Below are 14567 nucleotides of genomic sequence, written 5' to 3'. Positions count from 1 at the left end.
TAGTAGTCAGTAATTAGTAGTTAGTAGTTAGAATTTAGTAGTTAGGAGATAGAATCTATGCAGCATGTTGTTTGAATTACTGCTAACCACTAACTTCCAGCTACTAACTACTAAATTCTAACTACTAACTTCCAGCTACTAACTACTAAATTCTAACTACTAACTACTAACCACATGGCTTCATTTGTAATTGAAGGAGGGCACAAGCTGTGCGGAGATATCCATCCGCAAGGTGCTAAGAACGAGGTGTTGCAGATTATTTGTGCAACGTTGCTTACGGCAGAAAAAGTGACGGTAAATAATATTCCCGATATTCTGGATGTCAATAATCTCATTCAATTGATGAGGGATATGGGAGTTACGGTTGCAAAAGAGGGAATCGATACGTATAGTTTTCAGGCGGAAAACGTGGATCTCGCTTATTTGGAAAGTGATGAGTTTCTAAAGAAATGTTCCAGTTTGCGTGGTTCGGTGATGTTGATCGGTCCGATGGTTGCCCGTTTTGGTAAGGCAATGATTTCTAAACCGGGAGGAGATAAAATTGGTCGTCGTCGGTTGGATACACACTTTGTCGGTATTCAAAGCTTGGGAGCGGATTTTAGATATAATGACGAACGGGGTGTTTATGAGATCACAGCCGATAGGCTAACAGGAACTTACATGCTGCTGGATGAGGCTTCTGTGACAGGAACGGCCAATATCGTGATGGCTGCTGTGTTGGCAAAGGGAACGACCACTATTTATAACGCTGCTTGTGAGCCTTATTTACAGCAACTTTGCAAGATGCTGAACCGGATGGGGGCGAAAATCAAGGGCATTGCTTCCAATCTTCTCACGATTGAAGGAGTAGAAGAATTGCATGGAACACAACATACCGTATTGCCTGATATGATTGAGGTAGGCAGTTTTATCGGTATGGCTGCCATGACAAGAAGTGAGGTTACCATAAAGAATGTTTCTTATGAAAATTTAGGCATCATTCCTGAAAGTTTCCGTCGTTTGGGTATCAAATTGGAACAGCGTGGGGATGATATTTATGTTCCTGCACAGGAGAACTATCAGATCGAGTCATTCATCGACGGTTCTATTATGACTATTGCCGATGCTCCGTGGCCCGGCCTTACACCGGATTTACTCAGTGTGTTGCTGGTGGTGGCTACTCAGGCCAAAGGCAGTGTGCTGATTCATCAGAAGATGTTTGAGAGTCGCTTGTTTTTTGTGGATAAGTTGATTGATATGGGTGCACAGATTATTCTTTGTGATCCGCATCGTGCCGTTGTCATCGGACACAACCACGGGTTTAAATTGCGTGGCGGTAATATGACTTCACCCGATATTCGTGCCGGTATTGCGTTGCTGATTGCTGCAATGAGTGCAGAAGGTATCAGCCGTATTCATAATATCGAGCAGATAGACCGGGGGTATCAGAATATTGAAGGGCGTCTGAATGCTATCGGTGCCAGAATAACGCGTATATGATAAGAAAAGAAGAAGTATATAAAATAGGAATTTTCAATAAACCCCATGGTATACACGGTGAATTGTCATTCACCTTTACGGACGATATTTTTGATCGTGCCGATTGCGACTACCTTATTTGTCTGCTTGACGGTATTTTCGTTCCCTTTTTTATGGAAGAATATCGTTTTCGTTCGGATTCTACCGCTTTGGTAAAGCTCGAAGGGGTGGATACGGCCGAACGTGCCCGTATGTTTACGAATGTGGATGTCTACTTCCCGATAGGGCATGTAGATGAAGCGGACTCGGGAGAGCTTTCCTGGAACTTCTTTGCCGGTTTTCGCATGGAGGATGTGAATCATGGTGTATTGGGTGAAGTGGTGGAGGTAGACAACTCTACGGTCAATACCCTTTTTGTAGTAGAATGTTCTGACGGGGAAGAACTGTTAGTACCTGCACAAGAGGAGTTTATTGTCGGTATCGATCAGAAACATAGACTTATTACAGTAGATCTACCGGAGGGATTATTGAATCTTGACGAACTTGAAGAAGAATAAAATCTGTGTTAATCTGTGTAATCTGTAATAGAAAGAATTAGTGAAATGCTTACATTTGTACGCTATACGATGAAATAATGCCAAAGAAGAAACGTAGTAAAGCCTTTTGGAACAATATAAAGTTCAAGTATAAACTCACTATCATCAACGAGAATACTCTTGAAGAGGTAGTGGGGCTTCGTGTATCTAAACTGAACGGCCTTTCGGTATTGCTTTCTGTATTGACGTTTCTTTTTGTAATAGCTGCCGTCATTATTACTTTTACCCCTTTACGCAACTATCTGCCCGGATATATGAACAGTGAAGTCCGTGCACAGGTTGTAGAAAACGCTTTGCGTGTGGATTCTCTGCAACAGTTGGTCGACAGGCAAAATCTGTATATAATGAATATTCAGGATATTTTCAGTGGGAAAGTGCGGATCGATTCTGTGCAAAGTATGGATACGTTGACAGCTATGCGTAAAGATACTCTTATGGAACGCACCAAGCGTGAGGAAGAATTTCGCCGTAAATACGAGGAAACTGAAAAATATAACCTTACTTCCATTACTTCACAACCGGATGTGAACGGACTGATTTTTTATCGTCCTACGCGTGGGATGATTTCTGATCACTTTGATGCCGAAAAGAGACATTATGGAACGGATATTGCCGCCAATCCCAATGAAAGCGTGCTTGCTACGCTGGATGGTACGGTGATATTGAGTACCTATACTGCCGAGACGGGTTATTTGATAGAAGTGCAGCATAATCAGGATTTTGTATCCGTTTATAAACATTGCGGCTCTTTATTGAAGCGCGAAGGGGATAAAGTGCAGGCCGGAGAAGCGATTGCTCTGGTGGGGAATAGCGGAACTCTTACTACGGGGCCTCATTTGCATTTCGAATTGTGGCACAAAGGGCGTGCAGTAAATCCCGAAAAGTACATTGTATTCTAACCATGAATAAGGAAATTAAAAAGAAACAAATCGTCATTCTTGGCTCTACGGGCTCTATTGGTACGCAAGCCCTGCAGGTAGTCGAAGAACACCCCGAATTGTACGAGGTGTATGCGTTGACAGCTAACAATAAAGTGGACCTGCTGATTGCACAGGCCCGGAAATTCCAGCCCGAAGCGGTTGTTATAGCCAACGAAGAGAAATACGGCCGGTTGAAAGAGGCGTTAAGTGATTTGCCGATCAAGGTATATGCCGGTGCGGAAGCAGTGTGTCAGATAGTAGAATCCGGTCCTGTGGATATTGTGCTGACAGCCATGGTAGGGTATGCCGGATTGAAGCCGACCATAAATGCCATTCGTGCCCGTAAAGCTATCGCCTTGGCCAATAAGGAGACGCTGGTGGTGGCAGGCGAGTTGATTAATGAGTTGGCACAGCAGTATCGTACCCCTATTCTGCCTGTGGATTCCGAACATTCCGCAGTCTTTCAGTGTTTGGCCGGAGAGGTGGGAAATCCGATTGAAAAAGTGATATTGACTGCTTCCGGAGGTCCGTTTCGTACCTATACTATGGAACAGTTGCAGACGGTAACCAAAACTCAGGCGTTAAGGCATCCGAACTGGGAGATGGGGGCTAAGATAACGATCGATTCGGCTTCGATGATGAATAAAGGTTTCGAGGTGATTGAGGCAAAATGGTTGTTCGGGGTACAACCCGGTCAGATAGAGGTGGTGGTACATCCGCAATCCGTTATTCACTCGATGGTGCAATTTGAAGACGGTGCCGTGAAGGCGCAGTTGGGTATGCCTGATATGCGTTTGCCCATTCAATATGCATTTTCATATCCCGACCGTGTTTGCTCTTCATTCGACCGGCTTGATTTTGCCAAGTGTACGAGCCTTACTTTTGAGCAGCCTGATACGAAACGTTTCCGTAATCTTTCTTTAGCTTATGAAGCGATGTACCGTGGTGGAAACATGCCCTGTATTGTCAATGCTGCCAATGAAATGGTGGTTGCCGCTTTTCTGCGTGATGAAATCGGCTTCCTTGCCATGAGTGATGTAATTGAACAAACAATGGGACGTGCTTCATTTGTACAGGTCCCGACTTATGATGACTATGTGGCAACCGATGCAGAGGCTCGCCGCATAGCTACCGAATTTATTGTAAATTGTAAATTGTAAATAAACCGATGGAAACATTTTTAATTCGTGCCCTCCAGTTGATAATGAGCCTTTCGCTGCTTGTTATTATACACGAAGGGGGACATTTTCTCTTTGCCCGTCTTTTTAAAGTACGGGTCGAAAAGTTTTGTTTATTCTTTGACCCTTGGTTCACTCTTTTTAAGTTCAAACCCAAGAAGAGTGATACTGAATATGCTGTTGGCTGGTTGCCGTTGGGAGGATATGTCAAGATCTCCGGGATGATAGACGAGTCGATGGATACCGAACAGATGAAACAACCTGAAAAACCGTGGGAATTTCGTTCTAAACCGGCTTGGCAGAGATTGTTGATAATGGTGGGTGGTGTACTTTTCAACTTTCTGTTGGCGCTGTTCATTTACTCCATGATTCTTTTTACTTGGGGAGACCAGTATATAAAGATACAGGAGGCACCTTTGGGAATGCAGTTTAATGAAACAGCCAAGGCTGTGGGCTTTGTGGATGGTGATGTACTGCTTTCTGCCGATGGTGTTGAATTTCTTCGCTATGATGCCGATCTGTTGAGTCAGATTGCCGATGCGCGTGAAGTAAGCGTGCTTCGCGGTGGACAGAAAGTGTCTGTATACATTCCTGAAGATATGATGCAGCGTTTGATGGCCGATAGTGTGCGTTTCGCCGATTATCGTGTGCCTTATGTGGTAGATAGTTTATCGGTTAATTCACAAGCGGCTCTTGCAGGATTGATGCCGGGCGATAGTGTGATCGCCCTGAATGGAGCGCCCATTTCCTATTATGAATTTTTGGAAGAGATGGGAAAACGTAGGAAGAACGCTGCTGCTCTGGAAAAGGAGGGAGTCGACCCCCGTCAGATAACATTGACCTATGTTCGTAAAGGGGTAATGGATACGTTGACAATGAGTACCGATTCCACTTTTCGTATCGGTGTCTATGCGCGGTCTCTGAGTCGTGTAATGCCGATGGTGACTAAAGAATATGGTTTCTTTGAATCCTTCCCGGCCGGTGTGCAGTTAGGGGTGAAAACCTTGAAAGGGTATGTTGGAAATATGAAATATGTTTTTTCTAAAGAAGGAGCCAAGCAATTGGGTGGTTTCGGTACAATCGGAAGTATCTTCCCGGCTACTTGGGACTGGCATCAGTTCTGGTATATGACGGCATTCTTATCCATAATTCTTGCATTTATGAATATTCTGCCTATTCCGGCATTAGATGGTGGGCATGTATTATTCCTTATCTATGAGATTGTAGTCCGCCGTAAGCCCAGTGATAAATTCATGGAATATGCGCAAATGGTAGGCATGTTCTTGCTTTTCGGGTTGTTGATATGGGCTAATTTCAATGATGTATTGAGATTCTTCTTTTAAAACAGAGAGCGATTTAACAGAAATCGAATAACAAATCCCACAGAGTAAATTTCCGTATAGAAAAACTCTGTGGGATTTGTCGTTTGATGGGGTATTGAAACGGGGCTTTATATTTGTAGCATTTTCTTTTCTCTTTCCAGATCCGATTCATTGAGTTGTGGTGAAGGTACGGTGCATGTTTTTATATAGTCACCTTTTTGGCAGGTATAGTTGTAATATACTTCGAGTTCGGGAGTCAGTTCGGCCCGTGGTACAATTTTTCCTTCCATTTTCAAGAAGTCATTAATGGCGGTACTGTCTGATTGTTTCATCATTACAATCCGGCGGGCGATTGGGTTATGATTGTAATCCAGGCATAAATACAGTCCTTTCAGCATATTGGGATATTCGTAATGCGGGAGTTGCAGATAGATGGTTACCATGGCGAATTGCGGCAGATCGCGTTCATTAAATATCAGATAGGAGTTTTGATGATTATTGATAATACCGCTGCCCCAATGTATTGATTTGTATGCGTTGATCATACCTACTTTTACATAGCCGTTATTGTCTGAGGCACAGATAATATACGGCTCTATTTTCAGACTGTCTGTAGAGGATGACAAGCTGTAGCTCAAGTAAATGCCACTGTAATTGAATACTTCCTGTACAGATTCTTTCATCTGTTCTTCCAATAGTTTCAGCAATGGGTTTCCGGAAGCGTCTTCCCGATGTTCCGGTTCCATTTCCATGAGAAGCAACTTTGTGGAGTTTAAATTACCGAGCAGGCGTTTTTTGGATACGTTGTTTACAAGTGCCAACGCTTCGTCCAGTGCCTCTTCGGAAGTATGTGTGTGTAGCAATTCCATATATGTGGGAAGTACGCTTGAGTATAAAGCAGAGAGTACACTGGGAGCCATATCTATCCGGTCTGCAATATCTTTCATTTTTACTCCGTTATTCCGGAGATATTCTATTCGTTTGTAGATTTCTATGAGTTCGTTCATCTGTTCTGAAATGCTTATACTGATTTTTGTTGCAAATTAAACACGGTTGTGTTATGTTTTTGTTGCATGAATATTACATTAATGTTTCTATCAAAGGGGATATGAATATAAATGAAATGAATCCTATAAATTCATTTTTGTTCTTGTGTGCCTGTCCTAATTTTGCACCGGAAACAAAAAATGATACATATGAATTTCAAAGAAAAACTATCGCCATCGGCACAACGAAAAATTTCCGATATCCTGTTTATTCTCTATGCCGGAGGTGCGGCTTTACTTTCTTACTCCTTAGTCTATGCTTTGCGCAAACCATTTACTGCTGCCACGTTTGATGGGATGGAACTGTTCGGGATGGATTATAAAATCGCGACCAGTATTATTCAGATATTTGGCTATATGGTATCTAAATTCATAGGAATTAAGTTGATTTCCGAACTGAAAAGAGAAGGACGTTTGAAATTTATTCTTGTCTCCGTATTCATTGCCGAACTTTCTTTGGTGCTTTTCGGATGTTTGCCCCGTCCGTTGAATGTATTGGCTTTGTTTTTCAACGGTCTTTCTTTAGGATGTATGTGGGGTGTTATTTTTAGTTTCCTGGAAGGGAGGCGGGTTACCGATTTGTTGGCCTCTCTTTTCGGATTGAGCATTGCAGTGAGTAGCGGGACTGCCAAGTCAATCGGTCTTTTTGTTGTGAATACACTTGGTGTGAGCGAATTTTGGATGCCTGCATTGATCGGTGCTGTTGCTTTACCTTTGCTTGCCGGGCTGGGATGTATTCTTAATAATCTTCCCAAACCAACGGCCGAAGACCGGGCGCAACGTGTAGAGAGGGTGACACTGAACAATAAGCAACGATGGGAGGTGTTCCGTAGCTTTGCTCCTGTATTGACAATTCTCTTTTTTGCAAATTTGTTTTTGACTGTACTGCAAGATGTGAAGGAGGATTTTTTAGTGAAGATTATCAATGTCGATGCTGCCGGTCTTTCTTCATGGGCATTTGCCAAAGTAGATGGTGTGGTGACTTTGATTATTCTGGCTGTATTTGCATCATTGGCGTTGATGAAAAGTCATATAAAAGTATTATCCGCCTTATTGGTGATGGTCATCATAGGAGCGGTGACCTTGAGCTTTGTTGCTTTCAATTATGATAGTTTACAGCTTCCGCCGTTGGTCTGGCTGTTTATCCAAAGTCTTTGCCTTTATTTTTCTTATCTTAGTTTCCAGACTATTTTCTTTGACCGTTTCATCGCGTGTTTCCGGATAAAGGGAAATGTGGGATTCTTTATTGCAATGATCGACTCCATCGGATATACGGGTACGGTATTGGTATTGGTCTGCAAGGAGTTCTTTAATCCGGATCTTAATTGGCTCGAATTTTATAATACGATGGCGGGAACGGTGGGTGCCGTTTGTTGCGTGGCTTTTACAATCTCCTTGATATATCTCTGGCAACGATACAGAAAAACAGTTCCTTTCTATGAACAGAAGAAATATTCTCTCGATCATTCGTCTCTTTTGGTCGGATGAACTGGAAAAACGATGATTAAATAAATATTTAAATAGAAATAAGAATGAAGAAAATCGAATGTATAATTATGGATTGGGCCGGAACGGCAGTTGATTACGGATGTTTTGCTCCGGTAGCCGCTTTTATGAAGGCTTTTGCAGAGAAAGGGCTTTCTATCGATGTGAAACAGACTCGTAAGCCGATGGGATTACCTAAAATCCAGCATATCCGTGAATTGTTGACAATGCCCGAGGTGAATGAACAGTTCATATCCCGTTATCAGCGTAGCTGGGCCGAAGAAGATGTGGTAGAATTGAACCGGCTTTTTGAGGAATATCTTTTTGCTTCTTTGGAAGAGTATACCGATCCTATTCCCGGTGTTATCCCTACGCTTGAAAAGTTGCGTACCGAAGGTTTGAAAATCGGTTCTACTACCGGATATACCCGTGAAATGATGGATGTTGTTCTTCCTGCTGCTTTAGCGAAAGGATACTGTGTAGATTATTGCGCTACTCCGAATTTTCTTCCTGCCGGGCGTCCGGCTCCCTATATGATTTTTGAGAATATGATTAAACTCGGTGTTCCTTGTCTCGATACGGTTGTGAAAGTGGGTGATACGATCGCTGATATAAAAGAGGGTGTGAATGCCAAGGTGTGGAGTGTGGGCGTCATTCTCGGCAGTAATGAAATGGGACTTACTGAGGAGGAAACAGATAACTTGACTGCCGATGAACTAGAGGATCGTATGGTTGAGGTAAGAAACCGTATGCTTGAAGCCGGTGCCTCTTATGTAATCCGTAATATCGAAGAATTACCAGCACTTATTCAAACTATAAATTTAAAAATGAATACATTATGAGACCATATTTATTATTAACTCCCGGACCGTTGACAACTTCAGATAGTGTAAAAGAAACCATGATGACCGATTGGTGTACTTGGGATGAAGATTATAACTTACATATTGTTCAGGAATTGCGTAAAGAACTGCTTGGAATAGCTACCAAGACTCCCGAAGAATATACTACCGTACTTCTGCAGGGAAGTGGTACTTATTGTGTAGAGGCTGTGATTGGGGCTACTATCGGTAAGAATAACAAATTATTGATTTGCAGTAATGGCGCATATGGCGATCGTATGGGGAACATTGCCGAATATTATCATCTGGATTATGACATGCTTGCCTTTGAGGAAACGGAACAGGTTTCTGTGGAGTATGTGGATGACTATCTGAGTAATAATTCTGATATTACGCATGTGGCTTTTGTACATTGCGAAACTACTACCGGTATTCTCAATCCGATAAAAGAACTTTCTCATGTGGTAAAAATGCATGGTAAAAAGTTGATCGTGGATTGTATGAGTAGTTTTGGAGGTATACCTTTGGATGTACATGAATTAGGCATTGATTTTTTAATCAGCAGTTCCAATAAATGTATTCAAGGGGTTCCCGGATTCGGTTTTATCATTGCTCGCCGTTCCGAATTGATGCACTGTAAAGGAGTCGCCCGTTCGCTGTCTTTGGATATTTATGATCAGTGGGAAACGATGGAGAAAGGTAATGGAAAATGGCGTTTTACATCTCCCACTCATGTGGTGCGTGCATTCAAGCAAGCGTTGACGGAGTTGATTGCCGAGGGAGGGGTAGAGGCCCGTTATGCCCGTTATTGCGAAAATCACCGGATATTGGTAGACGGAATGCGTTCTTTGGGTTTTAAAACATTACTTGAAGATGCCATTCAATCTCCTATCATCACTTCTTTTCTTTATCCAAAGGCTGGTTTTGATTTCAAATCATTCTATATGGCATTGAAATCCAAAGGATTCGTTATTTATCCGGGAAAAATATCAAAGGCAGATACTTTCCGTATCGGAAATATCGGAGATGTATACCCGGAAGATTTCAAACGGCTGGTAGAGACAGTGAAAGAGACCGAATATTAAGGGAGAGAAGGATATAACTTTTCTCCAGATACAGAACAGAGATTAGGTAAACAAGGATTCCGGCTGAGTTTTTTCGGATAACCGGCCGGGATTCAAAACAGCTCTCAAGATAATGCCGGATTAAGATAGAAACAGATACTTGGTGAAAGAATGCAGTATCCTCTTTTTTGATGAAGATCAAGCTTTTATCTACTGCTTTTTAGGTGGATAAGTCTTACCTTTGTACAAAATAGATTCATGAGATGTTATGATAAAGAATATTGTATTTGATTTTGGTGGTGTCATTGCCGATATAGATCGCGACAAAGCGGTTCAGGCCTTTGTGAAGTTAGGGTTGAAAGATGCGGAAACCCGTTTGGATAAGTATCATCAGACCGGTATTTTTCAGGAACTGGAAGAGGGTAAATTGAGTGCAGACGGTTTTCGGGAAAAATTGGGAGAGCTATGTGGCCGGGAATTGTCGGCAGAAGAGACCAGGCAGGCTTGGTTGGGCTTTTTCACAGGAGTCGATGTGCATAAACTGGATTACATACTGGAATTGAGAAAATCTTATCGTGTCTATATTTTGAGTAACACTAATCCTTATGTGATGTCATGGGCATGCAGTCCGGAGTTTTCTTCTCAGGGAAAGTCTTTGGCGGATTATTGCGACAAGTTGTATTTATCTTATCAGTTAGGTTGTACAAAACCGGATAAGGGAATTTTTTATCATATGTTGGAAGATAGTGGGATGGTACCTTCGGAAACTCTTTTCGTAGACGATGGAGATTCGAATGTACGCATCGGTAAGGAGTTGGGCATGCATACGTTCAAGCCTAAGAATGGTGTTGACTGGCGGGAAGAATTGTCCCGGTTATTATCCGGTTTGTAAAGTTACTGTTTCCTGCGTTGGTAAATAAGGTTCTGTATCGGACTATATGTGGAATAAAACTCTGGAATGTAATTATATATGATATGTGAAGAGGAGTCTGGCAGAGTGATACGGAATGAAAATATACAACAAATAAGGAACTCGGTAAAGTGTTGTGAATTAATGTTTTAATAATTACTGTTTTCCCTCTACGAGAAAGAATTCGAAACTCTACGAGGAACGATCCGAAACTCTACGAGAAACAGGCCGTTCTTCGTAGAGAAATTAGTCCTTCGTTTTTAATGTTTTACAATGGGCCTGAGTCGGTAAGAATAAATTGTTGTTTTATTTTGTAAATAGAAAAAGACAGGAGGATGGATATCTCTGTTTTTACACCTCTTGAAAAATGAATTTTTTTAGCGATGCAGCCGGATAATTCTTTGATTACTGCTTCCTCTGAATTCCAGATGAGGGGAATAGAGCGCTTGTATAAATCGTCCTTCTACAAGAACATCAATATAAGGCAGTGCGGCTGCTAATCTGGGATGTGCCTGTACTTCTTCGTAGGTATATCCCGTATAGCACCAGATATTTTGATGAGTCTCTTCTTTAATTCTCTTTACCAAAAGAAAAAATGCTTCGGGATTATAAAAAGGGTCACCTCCGGAGAAAGTAACTCCATCCAATAATGGATTTGCATTTATCTCACGGATAATTTCCATGATGCGTTCTTCCGTCAGTTCCTCTCCCGCGCACGGATTCCAACTTTCCGGATTGTGGCATCCGGGGCAGTGATGACTGCATCCGGCTAAATAAATGGAATATCGGATGCCTTCACCATCAACTATTGTTTCGGGATAGGTGTATAATAAGTTGAAAGTTGAAAGTTGAGAGTTGAAAGTTGTCATGAGGCCTTATTTTAGTTGAAAGCTTTTTATAGTTGAAAGTTGAGAGTTGAAAGTTGAAAGTTAGCTGCGCTGCCACACTGCATAGTAACTTTCAACTTTCAACTCTCAACTTTCAACTTATAAAGCTGAAAGCTTTATAAATGTTTTACTCTGTCTCTTTCCTCTGCCCTTTTAGCGGAATTCCAAGAGCTTAAATCTCCGGTCAGATATCCGGTGATGCGGCGCATGCGCAGGATATTCTCACTTTGGCATACCGGACATTTATCGTAAATTACCCCTTTGTAGCCGCAATTGTGACAAGTGTCTACCGGATGGTTGATGGAACCGTAGCCGATGCCTTCGTCATGCATTACTTTTACGATCTTGGCAATGGCCCTTACATTCTTTTGCGCTTCACCGTCCAATTCTACATATGTGATATGCCCTCCGCGTGTGATGGCATGGAAAGGAGCTTCACGTTTGATTTTCTCTACAATGCTGATAGGTTCTTTTACGTCCACGTGGAAAGAATTCACATAGTAGTCATTGTCGGTTACTCCTTCGATTTTTCCGTATTTACGACGGTCCATGCGGGTGAAGCGACCGGATAGTCCTTCGGCGGGAGTTGCCAGTACAGAATAGTTCAGGTTGTACTTCGCTTTATATTCGTCCACTACCTTATTCATTTCCATGATGGCTTCGTACAGGGTGTTCCATGCTTTATCATTATGACCGTGACCCTGACCGTAGAGTGCTACCATTGCATTGTGTCCGCCAATAAAACCGATACCTAACGTACCACTACGTAAAATATCTCCTACTTCTTCGTTCGGGTTTAATGCACCTCCTCCTTTCCATACATCATTACCCATCATGAATGGGAATTGACGTGCTAATGCCGTACGCTGGTATTGATAGCGGGCATAAAGCTGATCAGCTACCAAGGTGGCTGTTTCATGTACCGACTCTATAAATATTTCTTTAGCTTTCAACTCTATGGCATCTTGGTTGCGCTTGTCTTCGATGATGCTTTCTGCCTTGATACGGGCTTCAATAGCGAGACGGGGCATGTTTAAAGTAGTGAATGAAAGATTGCCGCGTCCTAATGAAGACTTTTCTCCGGCCACATTTTCAAATACACGGGTACGGCAGCCCATCGTTGCTAATTCGTAACGATATCGTTTCGGATCGTTGATATTCCATTTTTCGTTTTGATTGAACGGGGCGTCTAAAAACATGAAGTTGGGGAACAGTGCTTTTGCGGTAGTCCGGCAAGCTTTTAAGAACAGGTCGAAATTAGGAGCGCTGAAAGTCATGCGTCCTTCTTCGGCCGCTTCAAAATCCGTCATTGCTTTCTGATAATCTTCTTCCGAATAGGATACTCCGTCTTTCACTTTGAATATCTGAATAGGAAATACCGGAACTTCTCCACGGGTGCCTAACCCTTCGATAGTAGCTTTTAACAGTTCTTCAATCACCATGCGTCCTTCGGCGGAAGTATCCGTTCCGTAATTGATGGAGCTGAATACCACCTGATTGCCTCCGCGCGAGTGCATTGTATTCAGATTATGGATAAAACCTTCCATAGCCTGATGGGTATCTTTCCGGGTTTGCTGATAAGCTTTTTCAATGACGCGTGCCAGATGTTCCTTGTCTATATTGATTTGAAGGGCGGTGAGTGCCATGCGCAGTGTTTCACGTTCCAGTTCGTTGGTCTTGATAGAGGGCAGATGTTCTTCGATCAAGGCGCGGATTGCTTTTTCTTCCACTGCGGTATTGGTTTCCATCGCGATATAGAAGCTGATAAAAGAACTCAGGTGTTTGCGGAATGATTTATTTACTCCCTTTGCCATGAAAAAGTCGAATGCCGGGATGGCTTGTCCGCCATGTTGTTCGTTCTGATTGGTTTGGAAGATGATAGTTGCCAATGTGGCATAACTTTGGATGCTTTGCGGGGTACGTATGCTGCCGTTTTTGGTACGGAATCCACGTTCGAAAAGATCGTCCATGTCATACTGGATACAAGTAGTGGTCTTTGTAGGGTAGTAGTCCAGATCATGTATATGGATATCCCCCAATTGATGTGCTTCTGCAAATCGCTTGGGCAGTAAGTATTTATACGTGTAATCTTTGGTCACTTCTGAAGCGAAAGTCATCATTTGACCTGCCGGAGTATGGCTGCTCATATTGGCATTGCTCAAGTTCACGTCATTCTTGTCGATAGCGACAATTCCGTCCATGACATGCTTCATCTGTGTTTTTTTATCGCGTTCCGTATTACGCCATTCGCGATAGATGATGTACTTTTTTGCAACTTCGGGCCGTACTTTCATTAATTCTTTTTCCACCAAGTCTTGAATTTCTTCTACAGTGATGGTAGGATTGGAAAAGCGGCTGATGACATTCATGGTAATATCCGCTACGAGCTGTTGCTCGTCAGTGATACCGGAGGCACTGAACGCTTTGCTTATAGCGTTCTTGATCTTACTAATAGAGAAATCTTCTCTTTTACCATCACGTTTGATGATACAAATTTCAGCGTAGTTCATAACTTTAACTCCCGAAAGTAATTTATAAATTAAACAATTAGATAATTTACTATTTACGATTAGCGTAACTCTGATGATCGATCGTCAATCGTGAAATGGTAAATCTGTCCGGCCGGTCTTCTGACTTATCTCTCCTTCGCAACGCCTTCCCACGATGAAACTCGCAGTGGCATAGTGTGCGGATTCTCAGAGAATTACAGCAGCGGGTACTGTCGCCGATTTGCACAGCGTTCCCTTTTGACTAAACCTCTTTTTAGCTCCGGAACGGGGACAAAGATAGTAGAATTACTTGTAGGTTGGTTAGCTTTTAACATTAAAATTCGGGAAACTTTTCTTTCTTCTTGATACA

Annotated in this window: 12 protein-coding genes and 1 riboswitch; of the genes, 9 read left to right on the top strand and 3 right to left on the bottom strand. The window is 42.4% G+C overall.

The genetic code is table 11. The features are described from left to right. Positions 1-174 precede the first annotated feature (174 nt). The 5 genes from murA (at position 175) to rseP (ending at position 5495) form a co-directional block, all read left to right on the top strand. Positions 175-1479 (top strand): UDP-N-acetylglucosamine 1-carboxyvinyltransferase, encoded by a 1305-nt coding sequence (gene murA, locus RB604_RS20575; protein ID WP_005933305.1) that lies wholly within the window; start codon positions 175-177, stop codon positions 1477-1479. Beyond that, positions 1476-2015, top strand: coding sequence for a ribosome maturation factor RimM (rimM, locus tag RB604_RS20570; protein WP_007482394.1), 540 nt, complete (start codon positions 1476-1478; stop codon positions 2013-2015). Before murA ends, rimM begins: the two co-directional genes overlap by 4 nt. A gap of 77 nt (positions 2016-2092) precedes the next feature. Then, positions 2093-2953, top strand: coding sequence for a M23 family metallopeptidase (locus RB604_RS20565; RefSeq protein ID WP_005933300.1), 861 nt, complete (start codon positions 2093-2095; stop codon positions 2951-2953). A 2-nt stretch (positions 2954-2955) separates the two neighbouring features. After that, positions 2956-4134 carry a 1-deoxy-D-xylulose-5-phosphate reductoisomerase gene (locus RB604_RS20560; RefSeq protein ID WP_005933297.1) on the top strand — a complete coding sequence of 393 codons (1179 nt, stop codon included), beginning with the start codon at positions 2956-2958 and terminating at the stop codon, positions 4132-4134. 8 nt (positions 4135-4142) lie between these two features. Then, positions 4143-5495: an RIP metalloprotease RseP gene (gene rseP / locus RB604_RS20555; RefSeq protein WP_309007151.1), complete on the top strand. Its 1353-nt coding sequence runs from the start codon at positions 4143-4145 to the stop codon at positions 5493-5495. Positions 5496-5602: 107 nt separating this feature from the next. On the opposite strand, the gene RB604_RS20550 is transcribed toward rseP, so the two are convergent. Further along, the gene (locus RB604_RS20550; RefSeq protein ID WP_005933291.1) at positions 5603-6481 is read right to left on the bottom strand and encodes a hypothetical protein; all 879 of its coding nucleotides are present in this window, start codon (positions 6479-6481) and stop codon (positions 5603-5605) included. 189 nt (positions 6482-6670) lie between these two features. Here RB604_RS20550 and RB604_RS20545 point away from each other — a divergent pair, with 189 nt between their 5' ends. From RB604_RS20545 to RB604_RS20530, 4 genes are all read left to right on the top strand, one after another. After that, positions 6671-8008 (top strand): DUF5690 family protein, encoded by a 1338-nt coding sequence (locus tag RB604_RS20545; protein ID WP_005933287.1) that lies wholly within the window; start codon positions 6671-6673, stop codon positions 8006-8008. Positions 8009-8052: 44 nt separating this feature from the next. Then, positions 8053-8847 carry a phosphonoacetaldehyde hydrolase gene (phnX, locus tag RB604_RS20540; protein ID WP_005933286.1) on the top strand — a complete coding sequence of 265 codons (795 nt, stop codon included), beginning with the start codon at positions 8053-8055 and terminating at the stop codon, positions 8845-8847. Beyond that, on the top strand, positions 8844-9932 hold the full coding sequence (locus tag RB604_RS20535) for a 2-aminoethylphosphonate--pyruvate transaminase (protein ID WP_007482399.1): 1089 nt from the start codon (positions 8844-8846) through the stop codon (positions 9930-9932). Before phnX ends, RB604_RS20535 begins: the two co-directional genes overlap by 4 nt. A gap of 247 nt (positions 9933-10179) precedes the next feature. Further along, a complete protein-coding gene (locus tag RB604_RS20530) occupies positions 10180-10803 on the top strand; it encodes an HAD family hydrolase (protein ID WP_055294854.1) in 624 nt (207 codons plus the stop codon). 395 nt (positions 10804-11198) lie between these two features. Here RB604_RS20530 and nrdG read toward each other — a convergent pair whose 3' ends face one another. Then, entirely contained in the window at positions 11199-11690 is a 492-nt protein-coding gene (gene nrdG, locus RB604_RS20525; RefSeq protein WP_005933281.1) for an anaerobic ribonucleoside-triphosphate reductase activating protein, read from the bottom strand. A gap of 134 nt (positions 11691-11824) precedes the next feature. Next, positions 11825-14218 (bottom strand): anaerobic ribonucleoside triphosphate reductase, encoded by a 2394-nt coding sequence (locus tag RB604_RS20520; protein WP_005933279.1) that lies wholly within the window; start codon positions 14216-14218, stop codon positions 11825-11827. 93 nt (positions 14219-14311) lie between these two features. After that, positions 14312-14497: riboswitch (cobalamin riboswitch) on the bottom strand. Positions 14498-14567 lie beyond the last annotated feature (70 nt).

It is taken from the genome of Bacteroides salyersiae (assembly GCF_031172035.1).
Lineage (GTDB): Bacteria > Bacteroidota > Bacteroidia > Bacteroidales > Bacteroidaceae > Bacteroides > Bacteroides salyersiae.
The sequence above is the reverse complement of the archived record's forward strand: the minus strand, read 5'-3'. Positions and strand labels throughout refer to the sequence as shown.